Annotated in this window: 18 protein-coding genes; 11 read left to right on the forward strand and 7 right to left on the reverse strand. The window is 69.7% G+C overall.

The window, feature by feature from the left end:
* Positions 1 to 181 precede the first annotated feature (181 nt).
* The 3 genes from OWM54_RS11515 (at position 182) to OWM54_RS11525 (ending at position 4,806) form a co-directional block, all read left to right on the forward strand.
* Positions 182 to 2,221 carry a serine hydrolase gene (locus OWM54_RS11515; RefSeq protein WP_267697529.1) on the forward strand — a complete coding sequence of 680 codons (2,040 nt, stop codon included), beginning with the start codon at positions 182 to 184 and terminating at the stop codon, positions 2,219 to 2,221.
* Positions 2,222 to 2,350: 129 nt separating this feature from the next.
* Positions 2,351 to 4,099 carry an eCIS core domain-containing protein gene (locus OWM54_RS11520; RefSeq protein WP_267697530.1) on the forward strand — a complete coding sequence of 583 codons (1,749 nt, stop codon included), beginning with the start codon at positions 2,351 to 2,353 and terminating at the stop codon, positions 4,097 to 4,099.
* Complete coding sequence (locus OWM54_RS11525) at positions 4,096 to 4,806, forward strand: HEAT repeat domain-containing protein (RefSeq protein WP_223747873.1); 711 nt, start codon at positions 4,096 to 4,098, stop codon at positions 4,804 to 4,806. Before OWM54_RS11520 ends, OWM54_RS11525 begins: the two co-directional genes overlap by 4 nt.
* A gap of 6 nt (positions 4,807 to 4,812) precedes the next feature.
* Here OWM54_RS11525 and OWM54_RS11530 read toward each other — a convergent pair whose 3' ends face one another.
* From OWM54_RS11530 to OWM54_RS11545, 4 genes are read right to left on the reverse strand one after another with little or no spacing between them, the layout of a single operon-like run.
* Positions 4,813 to 5,358 (reverse strand): hypothetical protein, encoded by a 546-nt coding sequence (locus OWM54_RS11530; protein WP_267697531.1) that lies wholly within the window; start codon positions 5,356 to 5,358, stop codon positions 4,813 to 4,815.
* A complete protein-coding gene (locus OWM54_RS11535) occupies positions 5,355 to 6,308 on the reverse strand; it encodes a FecR domain-containing protein (protein ID WP_267697532.1) in 954 nt (317 codons plus the stop codon). Before OWM54_RS11535 ends, OWM54_RS11530 begins: the two co-directional genes overlap by 4 nt.
* 49 nt (positions 6,309 to 6,357) lie before the next feature.
* A complete protein-coding gene (locus OWM54_RS11540; RefSeq protein WP_267697533.1) occupies positions 6,358 to 6,909 on the reverse strand; it encodes an RNA polymerase sigma factor in 552 nt (183 codons plus the stop codon).
* Positions 6,910 to 6,959: 50 nt separating this feature from the next.
* Entirely contained in the window at positions 6,960 to 7,874 is a 915-nt protein-coding gene (locus OWM54_RS11545) for a hypothetical protein (RefSeq protein WP_267697534.1), read from the reverse strand.
* A 77-nt stretch (positions 7,875 to 7,951) separates the two neighbouring features.
* On the opposite strand from OWM54_RS11545, the gene OWM54_RS11550 reads away from it, so the two are divergent.
* Together OWM54_RS11550 and OWM54_RS11555 are read left to right on the forward strand one after the other, a co-directional pair.
* On the forward strand, positions 7,952 to 9,745 hold the full coding sequence (locus OWM54_RS11550; protein ID WP_267697535.1) for a DUF1592 domain-containing protein: 1,794 nt from the start codon (positions 7,952 to 7,954) through the stop codon (positions 9,743 to 9,745).
* Positions 9,742 to 11,349, forward strand: coding sequence for a DUF1552 domain-containing protein (locus tag OWM54_RS11555; protein WP_267697536.1), 1,608 nt, complete (start codon positions 9,742 to 9,744; stop codon positions 11,347 to 11,349). Before OWM54_RS11550 ends, OWM54_RS11555 begins: the two co-directional genes overlap by 4 nt.
* Before the next feature lies 1 nt (position 11,350).
* Here OWM54_RS11555 and OWM54_RS11560 read toward each other — a convergent pair whose 3' ends face one another.
* Complete coding sequence (locus tag OWM54_RS11560) at positions 11,351 to 13,606, reverse strand: di-heme oxidoredictase family protein (RefSeq protein WP_267697537.1); 2,256 nt, start codon at positions 13,604 to 13,606, stop codon at positions 11,351 to 11,353.
* Positions 13,607 to 13,706: 100 nt separating this feature from the next.
* Positions 13,707 to 13,997, reverse strand: a complete 291-nt coding sequence (locus OWM54_RS11565; protein ID WP_267697538.1) for an amidohydrolase family protein — start codon at positions 13,995 to 13,997, stop codon at positions 13,707 to 13,709.
* Between the two features lie 124 nt (positions 13,998 to 14,121).
* Here OWM54_RS11565 and OWM54_RS11570 point away from each other — a divergent pair, with 124 nt between their 5' ends.
* Positions 14,122 to 14,412: a hypothetical protein gene (locus OWM54_RS11570; RefSeq protein WP_267697539.1), complete on the forward strand. Its 291-nt coding sequence runs from the start codon at positions 14,122 to 14,124 to the stop codon at positions 14,410 to 14,412.
* Here OWM54_RS11570 and OWM54_RS11575 read toward each other — a convergent pair.
* Positions 14,388 to 15,008, reverse strand: a complete 621-nt coding sequence (locus tag OWM54_RS11575; RefSeq protein ID WP_223784511.1) for a hypothetical protein — start codon at positions 15,006 to 15,008, stop codon at positions 14,388 to 14,390. The two genes, OWM54_RS11570 and OWM54_RS11575, sit on opposite strands and share 25 nt — an antisense overlap.
* Before the next feature lie 247 nt (positions 15,009 to 15,255).
* Between OWM54_RS11575 and OWM54_RS11580 the strand changes: the two genes are divergently transcribed.
* The 5 genes from OWM54_RS11580 (at position 15,256) to ppsA (ending at position 23,972) form a co-directional block, all read left to right on the forward strand.
* Positions 15,256 to 16,356: a M23 family metallopeptidase gene (locus tag OWM54_RS11580; RefSeq protein ID WP_267697540.1), complete on the forward strand. Its 1,101-nt coding sequence runs from the start codon at positions 15,256 to 15,258 to the stop codon at positions 16,354 to 16,356.
* Positions 16,357 to 16,724: 368 nt separating this feature from the next.
* Positions 16,725 to 18,962, forward strand: a complete 2,238-nt coding sequence (locus OWM54_RS11585; protein WP_267697541.1) for a glycoside hydrolase family 88 protein — start codon at positions 16,725 to 16,727, stop codon at positions 18,960 to 18,962.
* Between the two features lie 128 nt (positions 18,963 to 19,090).
* Positions 19,091 to 20,146, forward strand: coding sequence for a zinc-binding dehydrogenase (locus OWM54_RS11590; RefSeq protein WP_223747860.1), 1,056 nt, complete (start codon positions 19,091 to 19,093; stop codon positions 20,144 to 20,146).
* Between the two features lie 33 nt (positions 20,147 to 20,179).
* Entirely contained in the window at positions 20,180 to 21,613 is a 1,434-nt protein-coding gene (locus OWM54_RS11595) for a glycosyltransferase (RefSeq protein ID WP_223784509.1), read from the forward strand.
* A 16-nt stretch (positions 21,614 to 21,629) separates the two neighbouring features.
* Positions 21,630 to 23,972, forward strand: a complete 2,343-nt coding sequence (gene ppsA, locus OWM54_RS11600; RefSeq protein ID WP_267697542.1) for a phosphoenolpyruvate synthase — start codon at positions 21,630 to 21,632, stop codon at positions 23,970 to 23,972.
* Positions 23,973 to 23,975: the final 3 nt, after the last annotated feature.

A 23,975-nucleotide genomic window follows, 5' to 3' on the forward strand; every position in this document is an offset into this window, starting at 1 on the left:
CAGTGCCCGAGGCACCGAGATTTCGTGGCGCGGGCACGGGATGTAGGCCCATCTGCCGAAACGCTTGCAAACCCAACACTCGGCGCGAGGGAGGCGGCTTCGACCTTCCGCACCTGAGGTGAATCGGGCGCGGGCTTCGTTCCTGGCTGGCAGCCACACCGTCAAGCAGGAGTCCACGCACATGAAAGCCTTTGGAATGAAGCCGCTGCTGACAGCCCTGTCAGTGCTGATGGCATCCCTGGTGGGATGCGGGGTCCCCGAGCAGGAGGCCCCCGCCGCTCCGGAGTCCTCGCCGGAGTCCACGACCCAGCAGGCCCTGGTTGGTCCCTATGACCCCTGGGTCGCCCGCCACAACCTCACCGCCGCGCAATATCAGACGGAGTTCAACACCTGGACGGGGCAAGGCTATCGCCTCTCCTATGTCAGCGGTTACGAGGACGGGGGCAGTGCCCGCTATGCCGCCATCTTCGAGGACACGAGCGGGCCCGCCTGGCGGGCCTCACACGGGCTGACCTCCGCGCAGTACCAGACGGCCGTCGTCAACCAGAACGCGCAGGGCTACCGCCCGGTGATGGTCAACGGCTACAGCGTCGGAGGCGTCGCCTACTTCGCGGTCATCTTCCACGCGGACAATGGCGCCCCGTGGGTGGCCCGCCATGACATGACCGCGGCCCAGTACCAGACGGAGTTCAACACCTGGACCGGCCAGGGCTACCGTCCCGTGCACGTCAGTGGCTACACGTCCGGTGGCGCGGAGCGCTACGCGGCCATCTGGGAGCAGTCGGCCGGGCCGGCCTGGCGAGCCCACCACGGGATGACCGCGGCCCAGTACCAGTCCACCTTCAATACCAATGCGTCCCAGGGCTACCAGCTCGCGAAGGTCAGCAGCTACAACGTGGGCGGCACGGACCGGTACGCGGCCATCTTCCACGCGTCCTCGGGGATTCCGATGGCCGCGCGCCACGGGCTCACCTCGGCCGCGTATCAGCAGGCCGCGACGGACCTCAAGAACCAGGGGTACCGCCCCGTCCTGGTGGCGGCGCACAACAACGGGAGCGCGCCCGAGTTCTCGCTGCTCTGGCAGAACCTGACGTTCAGCGCCGCGGACCTGCAGCACATCGACACCACCGTCCAGCAGGCGATGAACGCCACGAACACCGTCGGCCTGTCGCTGGCCATCACCCGCCGCGGGCGCCTGGTGTTCGCCAAGGGCTATGGCCTGGCCGACCGGAGCAACAACACCCCGGTCCACAGCTCCCACCGCTTCCGCGTCGCCAGCGTCTCCAAGCCGATGACGGCCATCGGCATCATGCGGCTCATCGAGAGCGGCCAGATTCAACTGACGGACCGCGTCTTCGGCCGGGGCGCACTGCTCGGTGAGCTCTACGGCGCGCAGGGCACCTACGCCGACAGCCGCGTCCTGAACATCACGGTCCAGCACCTGCTGGAGCACACCGCGGGCGCCTGGGACAACGACGGCGGCGACGGCACGGGCGACCCGATGTTCATGAACACGGCCATGAACCACGCGCAGCTCATCCAGTGGGTCCTGCAGAACGTGCCGCTCGAGTTCGCGCCGGGGACGCGGTACCAGTATTCGAACTTCGGCTACAGCGTCCTGGGTCGCATCATCGAGCGCGTCACGGGGATGACCTACGACGCCTACATGCAGAGCCGCGTGTTCACGCCCAGCGGCGCCACCAGCTTCGCGGTGGGCGGCGACACCCTGGCCGCGCGGCTGTCCAACGAGGTCGCCTACTACCAGCTCGGCGCGGGGGCGGCCAACCCGTACGGCATGCCGGTGCGGCGCATGGACGCGCACGGCGGCTGGGTCGTCACGCCCATCGACCTGCTGCGCGTCTCCGTGCGCGCGGATGGGTTCTCCACCGTGCCGGACCTGCTGAGCGCGGGTTCGACCACCACGATGACCACGCGCACGACGGCGCCGGACACCGCGGGCAACGCCGTCAACTACGCCAAGGGCTGGTCGGTGAACAGCATCCCCAACTGGTGGCACGGCGGCTACGTCCCGGGCACCCAGGCCTTGTTGGTGCGGACCGATGACCGCTACGGCCCCAGCCGCACCGAGGAGTTCACCTGGTCGGTCATGACCAACTCCGACAACAGCACCAGCTCGGGCGTGCCCGACATCAACCTCGACAGCCTCATGTGGAGCGTGGTGAACGGCGTCAACGCCTGGCCCGCACACGACCTGTTCTAATCCGGCACATGGGACCGGCGGGACGCGCCAGCGCCTCCGCCGGTCCCTTGCCCTCTCGTCGAATCTCGCTCAACCTTTCGGCCTGACGGCGTTGTTCCATCGGAGGCACCCGAGCTCGGGAGGCACGCGATGCGAATGCACACCAGGCAGGCCCAGGACCCGGTCCGGTCCAGTGCCCCTCGGCCCATGGCGAGGGTCGGCAAGGGCCTCGTGGGGAATGACGCCGAGCACGTGGCCGGCGCGCCCCTGGGGTCGTGGAGCATCGGCGACATCCCGCTCTTCCCACCCACCGCGCCCCAAACGAAGCTCTCCATCGGAGAGGCACAGGGCCCGCTGGAGCGCGAGGCGGACCGCGTCGCCGACCAGGTGCTGCGCATGCCCGAGCAGGTCGGCCCTGTCGGCACCTCCCCGCTGCAGGTCAGCCGCAAATGCACCTCCTGCGAGGAGGAGGACACAATCCAGACAATGGCCGCCGGGTCCCGGCCCGCGAGCTGGTCACGTGACACGGTGAGCGACGTGCTGCGCTCGCCAGGTCAGCCGCTCGATGCGCAGACCCGGGCCTTCTTCGAGCCGCGCTTCGGGTACGACTTCTCCTCCGTGCGCCTGCACACGGACACCCGGGCCGCGCAGTCCGCCCGGAGCCTGAATGCCCATGCCTATACCGTCGGCCACGACGTGGTCTTCGGCCGGGGGCAGTTCGCGCCGGGAACCCACGAAGGGCGGCGCCTGCTTGCCCATGAGCTGACGCATGTGGTGCAGCAGTCCGGCGCGAGGGGACTGCGCTCCGGCAGCCACCAGGACACGCCTCGGGTCTCCGCCGGGGGCGCCTCCACCACGCTCATGAAGAAGGGCTTCGAGAGCACGGTGCAGGTGTGTCACCGGGTCCTCGAATCGAGGAAGTTCGAGGTCACGAACGGCGGCCTGCGCGTCGTGCTGCTCCCTCAGGCCGTGGACCGGGACGTCCCCAACTGCCGGGACTTCGATTACCACGTCACGTTGACCCGCTCGGTGGACTGGGGGTTCGACCAGGAGATTGGCACCTGCGAGGCCACCACGGGGGGCCCCAGGACCTTCACCTTCGGCAACCTCTCGTCCGGAACGTATTACCTGACGGTCTGGCGCAACTTCGACCATCCCCACTGCTGCCTCGAAGGGGACCTGATGGTCTTCGACGAAGCAGTCTCGGAGGACTCTTCCGGCTGCACACGCCACAAGTCGCTGTCGGCCATGGACATCGTGCATGGCGCATTGGACCTCGCGGGGTTCATTCCAGTCCTGGGAGCCATTCCCGATGGGGTGAACGCTGGCATCTATGCGTTGGAGGGCGACTGGGCCAACGCGGGCCTCTCGGCGGTGGCCATGGTGCCCGCCTGGGGAGATGGCGTGAAGCTCGGGGCCATCGCGGGCAAGGGGGCCATCAAGGTCTCCGAGAAGGCGGCCTTCCGGCTCGGCGAGGAAGGCATCGCCAAGGGCCTGAAGGAGGTCAAGGCCGCGAGCCAGGCGGAGAAGGCCGCCGTGGAGGCCTCGCAAGGCGCGGCCAAGACGGAGAAGGCCGTCGGCAAGGAGGCCGCCGCCCAGGCCGAGAAGAAGGAGGCCAAGGAGGCCGCCCAGGCGGAACAGGCAGGCAAGGACTCCAAGAAGAAGAAGGACAAGGGCTCGGGAGGGAAATGGACCTGCTACGGCCACAGCGCCGTCTTGCAGATCCCCAGCGCACTGCCTGAGCACAAGTGTCCCTACGATGGCACCTACGTCGACGGCCCTCCCGTGAGCGCCGCCAGCGAGGATGCAGCGTGCCTCGCCGCCAAGCATGCCTTCAATGCGATGATGCCGCGTGGCTGCCGCCCCAAGCACCTTGCTTGCAGGTGTTCGAAGCGATGAAACCCGACCGCAAGCTCGCGAAGAAGTTGGACGCCATCGTCCAGGGAACCCTCGTCGATGGACGGGCCCAGACCGAGGCGCTCGTGGCCTCCGTCGTCAGCGCGGGAGGGACATCGGAGCAGCAGCTCGTCAGGATGCTGGGGGACCCGAGCCTCGACCCCGAGCTTCGCGCGGACATCTGTTGGTTGATTCCGCGGCTGGAGCTCGACGGGGCGCAGACACTGCTCGAACCGCTCATGTCCGAGTCCTCGGACAAGCTCCGGGAGGAGGCGGCGGTGGGACTGGGGCTCGTCGCGCACGACGCCTCCATCGAGGTCCTGCTCAAGGCGATGGAGCAGGATGCCTCCCCATCCGTCCGGCGGGCCGCGCTCCACGCGTTGGGCATCTTCAGTCCACCGCGGGCCGCGCCACACGTGATGAAGCTCCTGCTCGACCCGAGCGAAGATGAAGAGATGAGGGCGGACGCCGCGGAGGCCCTGGCCCACTTCAGACATGAGGGCATCGTGGAGGTCCTCATCGACCAGCTCCGGGACGCGTCCGCGAAGGTGCGCTACTCGGCGGCCTATTCGCTCGGACAACAGGGTGATGCAAAGGCCATCGAGCCGCTGCGAGAGGTCTCGCTGAGAGACCATGCCGCCACGCCGTGGGGCAGCGTCTCATCCAGCGCACGGAACGCCCTCGATGAGCTGGAGGGCCGCGACGCCTGAGGCACGTCAGGGGGCGCTCGATGCCTGGACGACCAGGGCATCCAGCTCGATGACATCGCCCACGGTCCCTTCGTCGCCCGTCACCTCCACGGACACCCGCGCCGTTCCCTCCGGAGCCGTCAGCTCGAGCGCGGTCCGCCCCCACTGCCCGGAGAGCACCGGGCTGGTGAGCGTCTGCGCCTGCAGCTCCTCGCCGTCCGAGTCACGCCAGCTGACCTTCAGCTGCGCGACGACCGAGCGTGCCGTGGTCCCTCGTGCCCAGAAGGAAGCACGGTGTGCCCCCGGCGCCGCGGCGAACCCCGGCCAGTTGTCCAGGTGAACACCCCAGCCATACGGCTCCGTCACCTCCACGCGCAGGACCGCCTCACCTTCTCTCGCGTCGGTGGATGCTCTCGAAGCGGTGACGCCGTACCACGCGGTCCACACGCCGAGCCCTGTCTCCAGGGAAGCGGTCTCGGCGTCGAGCAGGTTGGAGGTCGGAGCATGGTCGATGACGACCTCCCCGCAGGCGGTCAGCGCGATGGCCAGACACAGCAGGCTCCGGCGACTCATCGCTCCCGCCCTTCGCAGGACAGCGTCCCACGCGCACGTTGGACGGCCTCCGCGTAGCGTCCGCGCCGGAACTGCTCTTCATGCCGGGCCCAGTGAGCACAGGCCCGCTGCGCGTCCTTCAGCTGGTACGTCAACAACGAGCCCAGCTCGAAGCTGAGGCGCTCGCGCGTCGCCACCGGCTGCTTGCGCATCGACTCCTCGAGGTACCGCGCCGCTTGCTCGAACTCGTGGCGACCGCGAAGGACCTCCAGCTCTCGCAGGACCTCGTCCACGCTCGGAGCACGCACCGACGTCGCGGGAGGACGAGAGGGAACGACCTTCGGCGCCGGCGGCGGCGCCAGCGTGGGAGGTGGCCTCGTCTCGGGAGGGAGGGATGGCTTGTTCGGGTCGACCACCGGCCACGCCAACGTCTGCCCTGGCTTCACGGGGACCACCTCGCCACCGAGCCGTCGGAAGGCGATGGACCCTTCATGCAAGGTCACGGTGCCGCTCCCCCCTCGCTCATCCACCGTGAAGCGCGTCCCCATGACCTCGATGGCGCCGCCCGACACGAGCACGACCGCTGGGAGCGCATCGGTCGGCCGATGATTCACCGAGAACTCCGCACGCCCCCGGACCAGCCGCACCCCGGTGGACTCCCGACGAACGACGAGCGCCCCCTGGTTCCGGAGCGTGATGCCGCGGGACACGTCCAGCAGCGCGGCCTGGCCCCTTTGAATCACCACACCCTCGAAGTCCTCCCGCACCAACAGGTCGGTGCTCGCCTGCGCAACCTCGAGCCCGCCCACGGAGCGCGGCGCAGGAGCCCGCGTGAAGAACACCACGAGGGCCACCGCGACCGTCGACACAACGAGCCCCCAGGACACCGGACGCCTGTGCCACGCGGTGGGCCTGGGCTCGCGTGCGTCCCGCAGCCGCGCGCCCACCCGGGCACGGACAGCGGGCGGCATCCCTTGCTCGCGGCGAAGGGCTTCTTCACGCCGCAGCTCTGCGCGGAGGTCACGGGGCGCCATCGTCCACCTTCCATCCCCAGGCCGTCAGGCGGCCCTGGGCGCGGCTGATCAACTTCGACACGTAGCCCTCTGACAGCGAGAGGAGCTGGGCAATCTCGCGCTGGCTCAAGTCGTCCAGGAGCTTCAAGGTCATCACCACCCGCTCCTGCCCCGGCAGGCGGTCCAACGTCGCCGTGGCGCTGCTCACCGCTTCCCTGCGCTCAAGGGCCGCATCCGGCGTGGACTCCGGCGGTGTGGAGGACTCCGGAAACAAGAAGCTGGCGATGCGCTGTCGGAACGTCTTCTCGCGACGCAGGGCCGAGAACGCCACGTTCTGCGTGACGCGAAAGAGCCAGCCCCGCACATCCTCCTCGCGCAGCCAGGTCTGGTGCTCCCAGGCCTTCAGGAACACGTCATGCGTGACGTCTTCGGCCCACCCCGTACGGCCCGCCGCGTACCGCATCGCCCACACGTAGACGTCCTCGACGTGCGCCTCGTAGAGCGCGTCGAAGGACACGGGCCGGGCAGGCAGGGCCTTGAAGTGGACAGCACGCGACATCCATCACCTGCGAACCTACGAATGAGGCGGAAGGAACTTTCCTCCGGAAGCTACAGCCCCCATGAGAGCTGCACGCCGGTTTCGAACCTCGCCCCTCCTCGTGACCACAGTGTCTCGCCCTCGCGCACATGCGTCACGGGCCGCAGCAGCCCCAGGGCCACGCGCACCTCCGCGGCGAGACGCTCGGTGAACCGCCAGCCGAGCTTCAGCCGGGCCCAGCCCGCGGGAGAGACCTGGGTACCGCGCGGCTCCGACACCCAGGTGTCCTCGAGCCGGAAGGCATGGACGACGAGGCCCGCGCCCACCGCCGGCTCCAGTCGCAGGCGCTCCGTCACGGCGTGGCGATAGCTGAAGAACGCACCACCCTGCACCTCGACCACGTTCAGCGCCGGCTCGCGGGACACACCGAGCCCCGTCTCCACATCCAGTCCCAGGTCCCCCAGCCCCCACCTGGCCGAGAGCAGGAGGTGTGGAGCCACTCCGGGTCCGCCCCAGAGCGTCCCCAGCCCCAAGCCCAGGTCCACCCCGGATGCGTGCACCGGCGGGGCAGCGGCCACCTCCACGGGAGGCTGAAGCACCGGCTCGGGCGGGGACGGCTCAGGCTCCGGCGCGGGCTGCACCGCGCGTGTCATCTCGGCGAGCTTCTGCGCGACCTCCAGATGGAGCTCCGCGATGGAGCCCCGGCCCACGCGCACACGTTGTTCCACGCGTTGCCGCGGTCCGACGGCCTCCAGCAACAGTCCATCGGGAGTCCGGCTCGCGCGCAGTCGGAGCTGGGCCGGGCCGCGTGGGGAGACGACCGCGAAGCCCTCCTGAATCAGCCGCAGGGCCACCTTCCGCTCCAGCTCCACGCCGTCCCAGCGCCGATAGTCCTGCTCCGGGAGCGCGCGAAGGTCGAAGGAAACAGACACCACCGGGGACTGGGTCAGGACGACGAGGGAGAGCGCGCAGAGCAAGGCGGTCATGCGGTGTCGGCGAGAGTACCGTCGGCCGTGTCCCTTCGGGCAGGAAAGTATTTTCGGCCTCGGGAGTAGCCAGGGACATGACGCTCCTTCGCTCCGTGAGCATCCTTCTTCTTTGCGCTGGCGTGGCCGCCTGTGAGGGCTCCGCGAAGAACAACCACCATGTCGGCGGAGGTGGAGGCGGAGGTGGCGAACCCGAGCCTCCGTCCCCGTCCGACGTCATCCGTCCGGCACCCGCGAAGTTCTCCTGCGACACGAGCGCCGTCCCCACGGAGCTTCCGTTGCCCCGGCTGTCCCGGAAGCAGCTGATGAACTCGCTGCGCTCCGCCGTCGACCGCGCGCTGCCGGAAGAAGCCGATGCCATCTGGACGAAGCTCACCCCCATCCTCGCCCGCTACCCCACGGACCAGCGCACCCCCGCGCCCGGCGACGTGAAGGGCGGCTTCAGCCGGCTGGACCAGTCCATCCAGCAGACCCAGGTCGACGTCATGTACGACCTGGGCAAGGCCGTGGCCCAGGAGCTCACCAGCACCGACGCGCGCCGCGACGCGCTGCTGGGCCACTGCGCCAGCGACAGCCAGACCTCCAACGACCGGGCCTGCCTGGAGTCCTTCCTCCGAGGCTGGGGCGCCCGCGTCCTGCGCCATCCCTTGTCCACCGCGGAGGTCACCGTCTTCGCGGACATCGCGGGCACCACGCCCGTGGACAGGGCCGCGGTGGCGGACGTCATCACCACCCTGCTGAACTCGCCCGGGTTCCTCTACCGGATCGAGCACGGCACCACCGCCGGCCAGCCCGCGAGTCCCCTCTCCGCGTTCGAGCTGGCCGCGAAGCTGTCCTACCAGTTCTGGCAGGCGCCTCCGGACGACGCGCTCTGGGCCTCGGCGGAGGATGGCTCGCTCCTGACGGAGAGCGGCTTCGAGGCCCACCTCGACCGGATGCTCCAGAGCCCCCGACTGCGCGGCTCGCTGGACGAGTTCGTCAGCGAGTGGCTGCGCCTGGATGAGCTGCCGTCCCTGGTGGCGCTCCGGAACGACCCCATCTACCGCTCCTTCGTCGGCGCGCAGATGCCCACGGATGCCACGCGCACCGCGATGTTCGAGGACGTCCAGCTCTCCGCGTGGAGCACCCTCGTGTCGGGCGGCTCGGTGAGCGACTTCCTGAACGACCGGCGGTCCTACACGGCCGACCCCTTCCTGGCCGGCATCTACGGTGTCCCCGTCTGGGATGGCTCGGGTCCAGCGCCCGTCATCCCCTCCCAGAATCGCAGCGGCCTGCTCACCCGCGCGGCGCTGCTGGCCACGGGCACCGCGTCGACGCGTCCCATCCACAAGGGCTACCTGGTGCGCAACGCGCTGCTCTGCCAGCAGGTCGGCGCCCCACCGCCCAACGCCAGCGACAGGCCCCCCGCGCCGACGGACCGCATGACGACGCGGCAGGTGGTGACCCAGCTCACCTCCGGAGGCAGCTGCGGGGGATGCCACAACAACTCCATCAATCCCCCGGGCTTCGTGCTGGAGGGGTTCGATGCGCTGGGACGCGAGCGCGGCGTGGAGCGGCTGTTCAACCCGCAGGGCCAGGAGACGGCCGCGCCCGCCGTGGACACCTCCGCGGACGTGTGGCTCTACGACTCCGAGCAGCGGGTCATCTCCAACGCCGCGGAGCTGTCGCGGATGGTCGATGAGAGCCAGCTCTTCGAGTCCTGCGTCGCGCAGCACTACTTCCGCTTCGCGCACGCTCGCGTGGAGTCCACCTCTCGCGATGGCTGCCTGCTCTCGGAGCTGGAGTCCGTCGCGCGCAGCGGCGCGCCGATGGCCGACCTGCTGAAGACCATCGCCCGACACCCCACCTTCAAGCAGAGGAGCTTCCAGTGAGCAACACACCTGTCATCCGATGGGACCGCCGCATGTTCCTGCGCGGCGCGGGCGGCGCCGTGCTGGCGTTGCCGCTGCTCCCCTCGCTCTTGAGTCCCCGCGAGGCGAAGGCCCAGGCCGCTCAGCGCCCGAAGTGCTTCGTGCACTTCCGCACCCCTCACGGCGCCATCTTCGGCGCGAGCATGTGGCCGACGGACGGCGCGCTGACACAGAGCCTGTTCTACGCGGACCACGACGTCCGACGCGGAGACCTGGTCGCGACGGCCAACGCGAGCGGTGACGCGGCCATCAGCCGGGTGCTCACCGCGAGGTCGTCCGTGCTCACGCCCACGCTCGTCTCGAAGATGAACATCCTGCGGGGGCTCGATTACCCCCTGTACATGGGTCACAACTTCGGCGCCCCGCTGGGCTACTACGACTTCGACAAGCAGCGGCCCGGCTCCCCCCGAGCGACCATCGACCAGGTGATGGCCTACTCCCCGGCGTTCTATCCAAGCGTCGCCTCCGTCCGGAAGCGGAGCGTCGCCATCGCCGGCTCGGGCACGTCGACGGGCAGCTGGGGATACAGCACGCCCGGGGTCCGCTCCTCCGGCGTCGCCACGAGCGCCATCGGCGGCACGGAGAGCTCACTCGCCCTCTTCGACACCCTGCTGGCCGGGACGAGCAGCCCCGGCACCACCCGGCCCTCCGTGGTGGACAAGGTCCTGGAGAGCTACCGGCGGCTGCGCAACGGCAACGGTCGGCTCTCGGCCGAGGACAAGCGGCGACTCGACCAGCACATCGACGCCGTCGCCGAGCTGCAGCGCCGCCTGGAGACCACCAGCGCCGGTTGCCAGGTGCCGGCCCGCCCCACCACCGACAACCTGTCGCTGCGAAACTCCAGCGCCTTCGCGGGCGACCCCGCGATGAACGTCGAGTACTTCCGGCTCATCAACGAGGTGCTCGCGGTGGCGATGAACTGCGGCGTCTGCCGCGTCGCCACCCTGAGCATCGACGAGAACAACCAGAACCTGACCTTCACCCCACGCGCGCCGCAGGGCGAGGACTGGCACAACAACGTCGTGCACCCCTCGACGGTGCCCGGGGCCAACCAGGACCTGGTGGTCCAGTTCAACCAGGTCTTCTTCTCGCAGGTGTTCCTCGACCTCGTCTCCCGCTTCGAGCGGTTCTCGAACGGCGCGGGAGGGACGCTGCTGGATGACGCGCTCATCGCGTGGGGCCAGGAGAACGGCAACACGCCGCACTTCTCCTTCTCCGTCCCGGTCGTCACCGCCGGCAGCGCGGGGGGCGCCCTGAAGACAGGCAGCTACTGCGACTACCGGAACATCACGCGCAAGGTGAGCGGCGACTCGAGCACGGGCAGCGAGGGCAGCTTCCTGTGGGCGGGGCTGCTCTACAACCAGTGGCTCGGCACCGCGCTCCAGGCGATGGGCATCCCGAAGTCGGAGTGGAGCGAGACGGACCACCCCGGCTACGGCTGGAAGGCGTCATACCAGTCCACCTACGAGTACCTCTTCACGAACAAGGGCTTCAGCTCGGCGCAGGCCTACCCGGCGTCGATGTGGCAGAAGACCGGAGAGCTCCTGCCGTTCCTCTCGCCCTGAATCAGAGCGACTGGAGGAACCTGAGGAGCGCCGCGCGTTGGGCGGCGCTCGCGGTGCGGAAGGCCTCCTTGGAGGACTCGGCTTCGCCTCCGTGCCACAGGATGGCCTCGGAGAGGCTGCGCGCGCGGCCATCGTGCAGATAGGCCTCGCCGCCGCTGACGCCCGCCGTCAGGCCGATGCCCCAGAGGGGCGGCGTGCGCCACTCCGCGCCCGACGCCCCCTCCTCCGGGAGGTTGTCCGCCAGCCCCGCGCCCAGGTCATGCAACAGCAGGTCCGTGTAGGGGCGAATCACCTGGCTCCGCAGCTCGGCGTAGGGGTGGTACGGGCTGGTCGTCAACGTCGAGACGTGGCACCGCGCGCAGCCCATGCCCCCGAAGAGGCTCTCCCCCTGGAGCGCCTGGGCGTCACCGAGATTGCGGCGCGCGGGGACTCCGAGCAGCGCGATGTAGCGCACCATCTTCTCCAGGTCCGCGTCCGCCAGCTCGGTGCTCGCGCCCGCGCAGGTCTGCTGCGAGCCACAATCCGGCATGGGGAAGACAGACGTGGTGACGCCCATGTCGACATTGAGCGCGTTCGCGACCTGATGTCGGAGCCTCGCCTTGCCCGCCTTCCAGCCGAAGCGCCCCGCGCGCGTCTGCCCCGTCTGCGGGTCCACCACCGTCTGCACGCGGCCGGAGATGCCATCGCCGTTGGCGTCATTCGGGTCAGCGAGGCTGGCCAGCGTGTTCTCATCGATGGCCTCCAACAAACCCAGGCCGACGAGGGGCGGCGTGATGCGAGCCGAGTGGTGCGTGGGAACAGGCCCGGTGAAGGCGTAGACCGGGCGCCGCAGCTGATAGCCCGTGCCGTCGCCATACGTGCCGTTCGTCACCGTCCAGCCCGAGATGCTCACGCTGCCCTCGGGGGTCCCCTGGGTGCTCTGCGGCTGGAGGACCCATCCCAACGCCGGATGCGCCGTCACCGTGGTGCCCACCACCCCCACCCTGACGGTGTGGCGCAGGGGCGGCGCGACGACGACGTGGCCATGGGGGCTGGCTCCAGTGGAGTCCGCGCCGTTCACCGTGATGCTCACCGGGGACGTGGTGCTCAGCCCTCCCGAGGAATTGCCGATGGTGAAGTGGTACTGCACGACCGAGCCCGCCGGGACGTTGGTGAGCACCTGGGTGTTCGTACCGGAGCTGTCACGCGCCATCCGGAAGCTCTGCTGCGAGCCCCCGTTGAGCCGGTAGTGCACGTCCGCCCAGGGCGCTGCGTTCACATAGAACCGCACGGTGTACAGCGACGTCGCCGGGTCCGGCGGGAGCGCGCGGCCATTGTTGATGTGACAGGCCACGCAGCTGCGAGCGATGTAGGAGGGTCCCAGCTTGTTCTGCTGCGCGGTGAAGCTCGGGTTGCCAGCCTCCGAGTGGGAGCCGTCCGCGAAGTCGGTGTGATGCAGGCGCCGGCCCTCGACGAACGGCTGGGCATTCACCGGCGCCAGGTTGGTCGCCATCTGCTTGAACAGGTGCGCCGGCTCGTTCGAGTAGTTGTAGCCCAGCGTCGTGCGCCCACCCAGCCACGCCGTCTCCGCGAGGGGGAACGAGTCCAGGTTCGCCCCCCTTCCCTCCCAGGGCACCATGCCGCCCTGGCCCACGATGTAGAGGAACGCCGTGCCGTAGTAGTTGGCGCGCCCCACCACGGGAGGCAGCATGAAGGGGCTGATTTCAATCTCCATGCGGTCGCCCACCTGCAGCCGCCGGTTCTCCTTCGCGTTGTAATTGATGGTGGCCGTGTAGCGCAGGGGGTCCACCTGCGCCATGTCCACGTTGAACCAGTATTGAGAGAGCACCGCCTGGCCTTGGTAGAACGCGCGGAAGTCCGGCGTGTCCAGGGGCCAGAGCGAGGTGATGTTGACGGTGATGTCGTTGCCGCCCTTGGCCACCCTGTCGATGACCTCGATGCTGTACGTGCGGTACTCGAAGTACAGCGGCAGGTAGTGCTCGTAGCTCTGGAACTGTGACTCCCGCGCGTGGCGATCTCTCGACCGGTCCGCGAGCCGGGTGATGAGCGCCGTGGGTGTATCCACCACCAGCGCGGGCTCCAGCGGAGTGCTGGCGTCGAAGAGCGGGACCACCGGGGCCAGGGCCGCCACGGTGGAGGAGGCTTCCGGCGGCGCTTCCTCCGGATGCGCCTGGGGCGCGTTCCCACAGGCGCCCATGAACAACCCCAGGATGGCCAGACTCCAAGCCGCCGCGCGTGTGCTGGAAGGCTCTCTCATGCCAGGGATTATATCCCGGCCAAATCAGCAATTCGAGAACTCACGGATGGACGTTTCGCATCCCTCCCATGTCTGTTTGAAATCAGATATCGGCGGGGCCTCACCGGGTCGCGGCATCCCCCCGTCTGCGTGGAGCTCCGGCGTCCAGGACCACCTGTCCGTCCTTCATCACGAAGCGCACCTGCCTCAGCGCGTGGATGTCCTTCAGCGGGTCGCCCTCTACCGCGACCAGGTCCGCGAGCTTGTTCGGCTCCACCGAGCCGAGCTGGTCCTGCAGGCGCAGCAGCTCCGCCGCGTTCAGGGTCGCGGCGCGCAGGGCGAGGCGCGTGGGCACCTCGGGCTCCAGGCCCCATGCCGGAAGAGGAAGGCTCCACCAGAGGAGCGTGCCCATGACAGTCGTCCACTGCCGCCGGGAACGATGGAACAAGGTGTGACGCCCCCGGTGCGCGGTGTCCAGTCACTGTGAGCGCCCGGACCTGTCTGCTGAAGACGGTCACCTCGCGACGCCCCTGGCCATGTATCTTCGCCAGCGCGATACGGCCAGGCCTCCTCGCGCGTCCTCACCCGTCGGGCTCTTCACCGCCGCCGCGCTGGCGTCCAGCGGAGGGGCGCTCGCGGACAATCCGCCGCTGACGGGCTCCGTGCTGTTCAGCGGCGCGGTGTCGAACGCCATCGGCTTCGACTCGTTCCTGTCACAGCGACTGGAGCGCTCGGGGCGGCGGCTGTCGGGAAGGCCTTCGCGCGCGGCATGGGTTCGCTCCGCGCCGGCGCGACCGGAGGCCTACAGGACGATGGCGGGGATGTAGATGACGCCGCTCGGCAGCCAGATGCGGAACACCATCCCACGAATGAGGTCCTCCAGCGTGGCGGCGCCGGGGGGCTTGCCTCCAATGAGGACCCGCGCCGCAGGGACAGGCCCACCCTCGGGCCTCGTCAGCGAGGTGGTCTCGAACGTCGCGACGACCCGAGCGACCTCCTGCCCCGCCAGGTCGAAGAACCCGACGCTCCCCGAGTACGTGCCCACCTGGATGTCACCCGCCTTCGCCGTGGCCCTCAGCCGGTAGTAGCCCACCGGGATGTTCGAGGAGGGCGAATCCAGGTAGACGAAGGCCACGTCCACGCCCTGGGCGTATTGCAGGGCGGAGACGTTCTCGAGCCCGACGACAGCCCCCGCCGAGGCGACATACAGGTCCGAGGTCGCCGTCGAAATCCGCCCGACATGGATGGGGACTCCCGCCTCCTGCGCCGCCACCGAGAGGGCTCCCGGCAGGTCCGCGCAGGACAGGGATGACTCCGCGAGAGGCGACCCGGAGGCTTGTCCAGGCGCGGCGGCCCAGACGGGATTCGAAGCAAGGAACAGCGTCGCGACAAGCGCCGCGCACTCGAACGTGAGGCTCTTCATGGACATCTCCAATGGAGAACGACTGTGATTGAAACAGCCTCGGGGCACACAACGGCAGTCGCCCCCCACTCGCGAAGCCACCCGGATGCGCCGGACAGCCCTCGCGGTGTGGAGCCCCACCTCGAGTCATCCCCTGGAGGTCGAAATCAACGTACGATTCAAATCGTACTTTGTCAACGCGGCGCTCCTCCTCATCCGTCAAGCATCCACGTGGATGAGCCTGGGTGCCGACCATAATGTCGGCACCATGCGCCCCCCTCCATCGACGCTTCGCCTCCCGACAGTGTTCCTCGCGCTGGCCCTCCAGGCCTGCGCGGGAGACCCGAGGCCGCTCCCGGAGCCACCCCAGGAGGAGGTGAGCCCGGTGCTGGCCGTCCCGGCAGGGATGGGGCACTACTGCAGCATGCGCTGGCCGGAGCAGGGCTGGGCCTTCGCCTGGGAGCCCACCACGGACTCGGCCCCCTGCGAGCAGCTTCGCGCACAGTCCGCGGGCGGCAGCGTCGTCCGGGCCGGTCTCTACTCCGCCCAGGGACGCAACAACGTCATCTCACGGTGCGCGGACGGAACGGTGGGGCTGTGGAGCGGCCTGGGCGCCTCCCCGCTCCAGTCCGCCCATGCAGACGCCACGAACCACCGGCGCCATGGCTGCGTGTTCACCGCGGCGCCCGACGCGCTGCCCATCTTTGATGCTCCCTTCTCGTTGCTGACGCGCGTGTTCCACGCGACGGGCTTCGACTTCGCGCAGGACGTCCCCCTGGACGTCGCCGACTTCGGCCAGACGGGCTCGGCGAGCGCGCACATCGTGGACCACCTGGGGCGGGACCAGTCGAATGCCAACTTCGTCAACAACCACGATGGCCATGACTGGGGGATGGTGACCGGCACGCCCATCCTCGCCGTGGCCAACGGCACGGTCCTCCTCGCCAGGGACCGGGAGGTCCCCTGCGCCTCTCCCATCCAGAAGGAGGTCTACGTCCAGCACGACGTCGGTGCGGGTGAATACCTGGAGCGGTTCGTGAGCTACTACGCCCACTTCAAGTCCTACGTCGTCACGGACGGGCAGGTCGTCAAGAAGGGCCAGGTGCTCGGCTACGCGGGCACCACGGGGTGCTCGTCCGGCCCCCACCTGCACCTGGCCGTGGCGCGCCTGACGAACACCGCGTCGGAGTACCGTCGGGACTACTCGATTCCGAGCACGGACCACCCACCCATGACGAGCAACATCGAAATCTATGGGTGGGCCGCGCCCAGCGGCTTCGACCCGTGGGCGTGGCGCAATCATCCCAGCGGCGCCCTCAGCATCCACCTGTGGAACGAGGGACAGGCGCCCGTGAACCCCAACTTCTGACGGGCGCCCCCGTGCTCACAACGCGATGGTGCGAATACCCCGCGACCTCCCAACCTCGCGGCCCCTTGGACAGGCACAGCGTCGGAACATTCGCCGCTCAGCCCTTCTCCTTCCGGGTGGCGAAGAGCCCGTAGCGCACGAGCGTGAAGAGGAGGAAGTAGCCGAGCGCCATCAGTCAGCAGGGCCCGCGTGAGCCACATTGCGTACTCCACCCGATACGCAATGCCACTGCTGGACCAGGTGTCCACCCCTCCCATCGAAATCACCCTCCATGCTCGAGAGGAGGGGTGGAAATGAATCTTCGTGCGAGAACATGGACGTTTCTCTGGGGGCTCGGTTGCCTGCTCTTCGCGAGCAGCAGCCCTGCCATGGACGAGGCGACAGCGAATCGTGCCCTGCAATTCGCCCAGCAGCAGGCGACCAGGACGGACGCGCTGGTACCCGCGGGCCGCTATCCCCAGGCCACCACGAACGGTGGGTGGACCACCTTCGATGGCGCCGCGCCCATTGAATGGACCCAGGGATTCTTCCCCGGCGAGCTCTGGTATCTCTTCGAGGACTCGGGCATCGCCACCTTCAAATCCCTGGCGGCCGCCCGGACGGCGCCGCTGAAGGTCCAGCAGACCAACTCGACGACACACGACACGGGCTTCAAGCTCATCACCAGCTTCGGCAACGCGTACCGCCTCACGGGCGACGAGACCCAGCGGCAGGTGCTGCTCACGGGCGCCGCGTCGCTGGCCAAGCGCTACAACGCCAGGCTGGGCGTCATCGTGTGTTGCGATTGGAACCGGCCCGTGTGGCTGGCGCCCATCTTCGTGGACACGATGATGGACCTCGAGCTGCTCCTCTGGGGCGCCGCGCACGGGGGGCAGGCCGCCTGGCGGGACATGGCCGTCAACCACGCGCTCAAGACGCTCAGCGTGCTCGTCCGCTCGGACGGCAGCTCCTTCCACATGGCGGACTTCGACCCGAACACGGGCGCCATGCGCCTGCGCGGCACGTTCCAGGGCGCCTCGAACTCCTCCACCTGGGCCCGAGGGCAGACCTGGCTCATGTATGGCTACACCATGGTGTACCGCTACACGCGCGACACGCGCATGCTGGCCGCGGCCCAGAAGACCACCGACTGGTACCTGAGCCACCTGCCCGCGGACATGGTTCCCATCTGGGACTTCAATGCTCCGGCGAGCCAGCAGTACAAGGACACCTCCGCGGCCGCCGTCGCCGCCTCGGCCCTGTTGGAATTGAGCAACTACGTCACGGACACGGCCACCCGGCAGCGCTACCGGGACGCGGCCCTCCGCATGCTCGATGCGCTCAGCGCCGCGCCCTACCTCGCCAGCGGGACGAGCAAGGCCAGCGTCCTCCAGCACGCCGTGGGAAACCTGCCCGCGGGCAAGGAGATTGACGTGGGCCTCATCTACGGGGACTACTATTTCGTCGAGGCCCTCCAGCGCTTCAAGCAACAGGACCGCCTGCTGGCGGGCTGGGGCGCGCGCACCAGCTTCCCGGCGGGGGTCCATGACCTGGGGACCCAGAACACCGGCGTCGTCACGGTGGAGTTCGACGTGACGCCACGGCGCTACCCCATCGATGGCGTCATCGGCTACGCCGACACGTCCACCACCGTCACGGGCTTCTCCAGCATGGCCATGGGCATCCGGATGAACACGGACGGCCGCTTCGACGTGCGCAATGGAGGGGGCTACGCCGCGCTCACCCCGGTGCCCTACGCGTTCGACACCACGTACCACGTACGCATGGTGACGAACCTCGACACCAGGCGCTACAGCGTCTGGGTACGTCCGCCGGGCGGCGCCGAAGTCCAGCTCGCCAGCAACTACGCCTTCCGCTCGGACGCGCCCGCCACGGATGACCTCGGCAAGGTGGTGCTCAACAGCACCACCGCGAACGACGCGTACACGGTGACCCGTCACACGGTGTCAGGTGCCTCTTCGATGGCCTGGCCCTCGCGGGTCGATTTCTCGGCGGCCGTGCATGGGTTGGGGACGAGCAACACCGGCACGGTGACGACCGAGTTCGACGTGACGCCGGCCCTCAGCCCCATGGATGGCGTCATCGGCTACGCGGACACCTCCACCACCATCACGTCGTTCTCCAGCTCCGCCATGCTCATCCGGATGAGCACGGACGGCCGCTTCGACGCGCGCGACGGAGACCGCTACGCCGCGCTCACCACCGTCCCCTACACCGCCAACGCGACGTACCACGTGCGGATGGTGACGGACCTCGACGCCAGACGTTACAGCGTCTGGGTGCGCCCGCCGGGCGGCGCCGAAATCCAGATCGCGAACAACTACGCCTTCCGCTCGAACGCCCCTTCGACGAATGACCTGGGGAAGGTGACGCTCAATGGCACGACGGGCAATGACACCTATGTCGTGAGGAACCACGTCGTCAGGAGCGGGGCGGCCGCCGAGCCCACGCCCGACGCCGAGGCCCTCGGTGAGGTGCTCCCGCCCGAGGACTCACCGCAGGCACAAGGGGGCTGCGCCGCCAGCCCCGGCCCCGGGGCGCTGGCCCTCTGCGGCGTGGTGCTATGGCTGACGCGTCGGCGCGGGCGCTCACGCATCGCGGCCTGAGGGCACCCCGCCAGGTTGACGCCCGCCTCGGGCCACGGCCCGAGGCGGGCGTCGCCGTTGCACGTCGATGGCATGCGCCTGAGGTTTGTCGTGAGGTGGACCCGAGGCACATCCCGCCGGGGGGAATCATGCGAGCAACCGTCTTTCGAGGCGTCGGGGACTTCGGTCTCGAGGAAGTCGAGCAACCCCGGGCTGGAGCGGGCGAAGCCGTGGTCCGCGTGACGTCGACGACCATCTGCGGCACGGACCTGCACATCGTCCGAGGCGAGTACGCCGTGAAGCCGGGCCTCACGCTCGGCCACGAAATGGTGGGGGTCATCGAGGAGCTGGGCTCCGGAGTGCATGGCTTCCAACCGGGCGAGCGCGTCCTCGTCGGCGCCATCACGCCGTGCGGGCAATGCAACGCCTGCCTGTCCGGACACCTGTCCCAGTGCGGACATGGGACGGGATACGAGGCGATGGGCGGCTGGAGGCTGGGCAACACCCTGGATGGGGCCCAGGCCGAGTACGTCCGGATTCCCTCCGCGCAGGCCAACCTGGCGCCGGTGCCCGCGGGGCTCTCGGACGAACAGGTGCTCTTGCTGGCGGACATCGCCTCCACGGGATTCAGCGGCGCCGAGTCGGGCGGCGTGCGCATCGGCGACACCGTGGTCGTCCTCGCCCAGGGCCCCATCGGACTGTGTGCCTCCCTGGGCGCCCGGTTGATGGGCGCCGCGCGGGTCATCGGGGTCGACGGGGACGAGTCCCGGCGGGCCTTCGCCCGGCGGATGGGCGTGGACGTGGTGCTGGACCCTCGAAGCCAGGACGTCGTGGCGGAGGTCAAGCGGCTGACGGGGAGCGGCGCGGACGTGGCCATCGAGGCCCTGGGCGCCCAGGAGACGTTCGAGACGGCCCTGCGCTCGCTGCGTCCGGGCGGCACCCTCTCCAGCCTGGGGGTCTATTCGGGCAAGCTGCAGCTGCCCTACGACGCGTTCGCCGCGGGGCTGGGGGACCACCGCGTCGTCACCACCCTGTGCCCGGGTGGCAAGGAGCGCATGCGCCGGCTGATGGCCGTCGTCCAGTCGGGACGGGTCGACCTGACGCCCCTGCTCACCCACCACTTCGCGCTGAAGGACATCCGGGACGCGTACGAGCTCTTCGGCCAGCGCCGCGACGGCGTCATCAAGGTCGTCATCCACCCGTGAGTGACGCCCCCCTCCGCCTGAACCGGAGCCCCCATGCTCAAGCCCTTCGAGGTGCACGTCCCGGCGGAACCCCTCACCCGCTTCGAGCACGAGCTGGACGAGCAGGGATGGAACGCACTGCGGACGCTCGCACAGCAGACGCAGGCCCGAATGGCCGGTCGCACGTTCTGGAACATCAGCTCCACGGCGAGGGGCGGCGGCGTGGCGGAGATGCTCCCACGCCTCATCGCCTACGCGCGCGGCACGGGCGTGGACGCGCGCTGGCTCGTGCTCACCGGCACCCCGGAGTTCTTCCACATCACCAAGCGGCTGCACCATGCACTGCATGGCTCCCCCGGTGACGGCTCCGGGCTGGGGACGTCCGAGCACGACTGCTACGACGAGGTCCTCCGCGACAACGCGGAGGAGATCCTCGTCCTGGTGAAGCCCGGGGACGTGGTCCTGCTGCACGACCCGCAGACCGTGGGGCTCGGCCCCGCCCTGTCCTCCGCGGGCGCCCACGTGGCCTGGCGCTGCCATATCGGCCGGGACACGCCGAACGCGGAGGTGGAGCGGGCGTGGGAGTTCCTCGCGCCGGGCCTGGCCGCCGCCCGGCTCACGGTCTTCAGCCGGGCCGCGTATGCGCCCCCCCAGTGCGCGGGCCGGGCGCTCGTCATCCAGCCCTCCATCGACATCTTCGCGGTGAAGAACCAGCCCATGGCGCCCGAGGTCGCGCGCGCCATCCTCGCGACCACCGGTCTGCTGCGCGAGACGCCGGACACGGCGGCGCCCGTCTTCACGCGCGCCGACGGCGTGACGGGGCGCGTGTCGCGGGGCGTGGACGTCATCCGGCTGGGCGCGGGGCCCACCGCCGAAGTTCCCCTCGTGGTGCAGGTGTCCCGGTGGGATCCGCTGAAGGACCCGGCGGGCGTGCTGCTCGGGTTCGCGAGGATGCTGCGCAAGGCGCCCCACGTGCACGCGGAGCTGGTGCTCGCGGGGCCCGCCGTCACGTCCGTGGCCGATGACCCCGACGCGGCGGCGACCCTCGAGGACGTCCACGCGCTGTGGCGACAGCAATCGCGCTTCGTCCGCCAGCATGTCCATCTGGCGTGCCTGCCCATGGCCGACAGCGAGGAGAACGCCGCCATCGTCAACGCGCTGCAACGCCACGCGAGCGTGGTGACGCAGAAGAGCCTCCAGGAGGGCTTCGGGCTCACCCTCACCGAGGCCATGTGGAAGCAGCGCGCCGTGGTGGCGAGCGCGGTGGGCGGACTCCAGGACCAGGTCGTCACCGGGGAGAACGGCCTGCTCATCCGGGAGGCCGGGGACACGGAGGCGTTCGCGGGCGCGGTGCGCTCGCTCCTGGAGGACCCGGCGCGGGCCGCCGCGCTGGGGCGCCGTGCCCGTGAGACGGTCCGCGCCCGCTTCACCGCCCCTCGTCACCTCACGGACCTCGCGCGCCTCATCGAACGACTGGACGCGCGCTGACACAGGAGATGGAAGCATGGACCCTTCCCATGAGAGCCAGCAGCCCGTCCGGCCCGACGCGCCCGGCGCCACCTCAGACCTCATCCGCTGGTTCGACTCGCTGTCGCGAGATGACGTCAGCGTGGCGGGAGGCAAGGGCGCCAATCTCGGGGAGCTGACCCACGCCAGCCTCCCCGTACCGCCGGGGTTCGTGGTCACCGCCGCCGCCTTCCAGGAGGCCATGGCGCCCGTGCGCCCCCGGCTCCGCGAGCTCTGGCAGCGCGTCGACCCGGAGGACCCGCAGTCCCTGGCGGAGGTCACCGAGGCGCTGCGAGCCACGGTGCGCCAGGTCCCCGTGCCCGAGCGCCTGCGCTCCGCCCTGCTCGGCGCCTATCACCAGTTGGGCGAGCAGGGGGCCGTGGCCGTCCGCTCCTCGGCGACCTCCGAGGACACCGGCGCCACGTCCTTCGCGGGCATGCACGAGACGTACACCAACGTCGTGGGTGACGAGGCGCTGCTCGACAAGCTGCGCGCGTGCTGGGCCTCGGCCTATGGACAGCGCGTGGTGGCCTACCGGAAGGCCCAGGGCCTCACCGAGGAGCCGGCCATCGCCGTCGTCGTGCAGCGCATGGTGGACTCGACTCGCGCGGGGGTCATGTTCACCGCGGACCCGGCCACCGGGGACCTCCACCGCGTCATCATCGAGGCCGCCTACGGCCTGGGCGAGGTGGTGGTGAGCGGCCAGGTGGAGCCGGACACGTACGTGGTGGCCAAGCAGGGTCCGCGTCTGCTGGAGGTGCGCGTCGGGGAGAAGTCCTTCCAGCGGGTGCGCGATGGCGTGGGCCAGGAGCGGCGCGAAGCGCTCTCCCCCGAGCAGGCCCACCAGCGCGTGCTCCAGGACGTGGAGGTGTTGGAGCTGGCGCGCCTGGGCCTGCGCGTGGAGCGCCACTATGGCGCGCCGCAGGACATCGAATGGGCACAGGCCGGTGGCAGGCTCTATCTCGTCCAGTCGCGTCCGGTGACGACGCTGGGCGGGGCGACGAAGGAGGAGCGCCAGGACGCGCGGCCCAAAAGCCCCCGGGTGTCCGGGCTGGGCGCCTCTCCGGGGGTCGCGACGGGGCGCGTGCGCGTGCTGCGAAGCCCCGAGGAGGGCCGGCGGCTCCAGACAGGCGAGGTCCTGGTGGCGCCGATGACCTCTCCGGACTGGGTGCCGACGCTCCGGCGCGCGGCCGCGGTGGTGACCGACAGCGGCGGGATGACCTGCCATGCCGCCATCGTCAGCCGGGAGCTGCGCAAGCCCTGCGTGGTGGGCACGCGCACGGCGACCCGGCGGCTCCAGGACGGCGAGGAGGTGACGGTGGATGGCTCCGCGGGCACGGTCCTGGAAGGCCGGGTGGAGCAGCAAGCCCCAGGGGTCGTCTCGTCCGAGCCGCGGAGGCAGAGCGGCCTGGCCTCCGCTGGAACCGTCACGCCCGAAGTGCTCGCCACGCGCCTCTACGTCAACCTGGCCCTCCCCCAGCAGGCCCGCGACGCGGCGGCGCTCCCCGTGGACGGCGTGGGGTTGCTGCGCGCCGAGTTCATGCTCACCGAGGCGCTGGGCGGAGTCCACCCACGCAAGCTCATCGCCGAGGGGCGCGGCCGTGAGTTCGTCGAGCGGATGTCCGACGCGCTGCTCCAGGTCACCCGCGCCTTCGGGAGGCGGCCGGTGGTGTACCGCACCACGGACTTCCGGACGAACGAGTTCCGGGGCCTGGAGGGCGGCGCCGAGTTCGAGCCCGCCGAGTCCAACCCCATGATGGGCTTTCGTGGCTGCTACCGGTACATCCGCGAGCCGGAGGTGTTCAGGCTCGAGCTGGAGGCGGTCGCCCGCGTGCGGGAGCAGACCCCCAACCTGCACGTGATGATTCCCTTCGTGCGCACCACGTGGGAGCTGGCCGCCTGCCTCGATGCCCTGGACGCAAGCCCCCTGGGCCGCCACCGCGGGCTGGAGCGCTGGGTGATGGCGGAGGTGCCCTCGGTCGTCTACCGCCTCCCCGAGTACGCGCGGCTGGGCATCAGCGGCGTGTCCATCGGCTCCAACGACCTCACGCAGCTCATGCTCGGGGTCGACCGGGACTCCGAATCGTGCGCGGAGCTGTTCGATGAAGCGGACGCGGCGGTGCTGGACGCCATCGTCCGCATCATCCGGGCCAGCCGTGAAGCCGGCATCACCTGCTCCCTCTGCGGTCAGGCCCCCTCCAACCGCCCCGAGTTCGCCGAGCACCTGGTGCGCGCGGGAATCACGTCCATCTCCGTGGACCCCGCGGCGGCCTGGGCCACACGCGAGGTCATCGCGGCGGCGGAGCGACGGCTGTTGCTCGAGGCCGCGCGAGCGCGGTGATGC

This window comes from Myxococcus sp. MISCRS1 (genome assembly GCF_026626605.1).
Lineage (GTDB): Bacteria > Myxococcota > Myxococcia > Myxococcales > Myxococcaceae > Myxococcus > Myxococcus fulvus.

Coding starts and splice junctions, on each gene's coding strand:
- OWM54_RS11515 (WP_267697529.1), top strand. CDS start 182: ATGAAAGCCTTTGGAATGAAGCCGCTGCTGACAGCCCTGTCAGTGCTG.
- OWM54_RS11520 (WP_267697530.1), top strand. CDS start 2,351: ATGCGAATGCACACCAGGCAGGCCCAGGACCCGGTCCGGTCCAGTGCC.
- OWM54_RS11525 (WP_223747873.1), top strand. CDS start 4,096: ATGAAACCCGACCGCAAGCTCGCGAAGAAGTTGGACGCCATCGTCCAG.
- OWM54_RS11530 (WP_267697531.1), bottom strand. CDS start 5,358: ATGAGTCGCCGGAGCCTGCTGTGTCTGGCCATCGCGCTGACCGCCTGC.
- OWM54_RS11535 (WP_267697532.1), bottom strand. CDS start 6,308: ATGCCGCCCGCTGTCCGTGCCCGGGTGGGCGCGCGGCTGCGGGACGCA.
- OWM54_RS11540 (WP_267697533.1), bottom strand. CDS start 6,909: ATGTCGCGTGCTGTCCACTTCAAGGCCCTGCCTGCCCGGCCCGTGTCC.
- OWM54_RS11545 (WP_267697534.1), bottom strand. CDS start 7,874: ATGACCGCCTTGCTCTGCGCGCTCTCCCTCGTCGTCCTGACCCAGTCC.
- OWM54_RS11550 (WP_267697535.1), top strand. CDS start 7,952: ATGACGCTCCTTCGCTCCGTGAGCATCCTTCTTCTTTGCGCTGGCGTG.
- OWM54_RS11560 (WP_267697537.1), bottom strand. CDS start 13,606: ATGAGAGAGCCTTCCAGCACACGCGCGGCGGCTTGGAGTCTGGCCATC.
- OWM54_RS11565 (WP_267697538.1), bottom strand. CDS start 13,997: ATGGGCACGCTCCTCTGGTGGAGCCTTCCTCTTCCGGCATGGGGCCTG.
- OWM54_RS11570 (WP_267697539.1), top strand. CDS start 14,122: ATGTATCTTCGCCAGCGCGATACGGCCAGGCCTCCTCGCGCGTCCTCA.
- OWM54_RS11575 (WP_223784511.1), bottom strand. CDS start 15,008: ATGAAGAGCCTCACGTTCGAGTGCGCGGCGCTTGTCGCGACGCTGTTC.
- OWM54_RS11580 (WP_267697540.1), top strand. CDS start 15,256: ATGCGCCCCCCTCCATCGACGCTTCGCCTCCCGACAGTGTTCCTCGCG.
- OWM54_RS11585 (WP_267697541.1), top strand. CDS start 16,725: ATGGACGAGGCGACAGCGAATCGTGCCCTGCAATTCGCCCAGCAGCAG.
- OWM54_RS11590 (WP_223747860.1), top strand. CDS start 19,091: ATGCGAGCAACCGTCTTTCGAGGCGTCGGGGACTTCGGTCTCGAGGAA.
- OWM54_RS11595 (WP_223784509.1), top strand. CDS start 20,180: ATGCTCAAGCCCTTCGAGGTGCACGTCCCGGCGGAACCCCTCACCCGC.
- ppsA (WP_267697542.1), top strand. CDS start 21,630: ATGGACCCTTCCCATGAGAGCCAGCAGCCCGTCCGGCCCGACGCGCCC.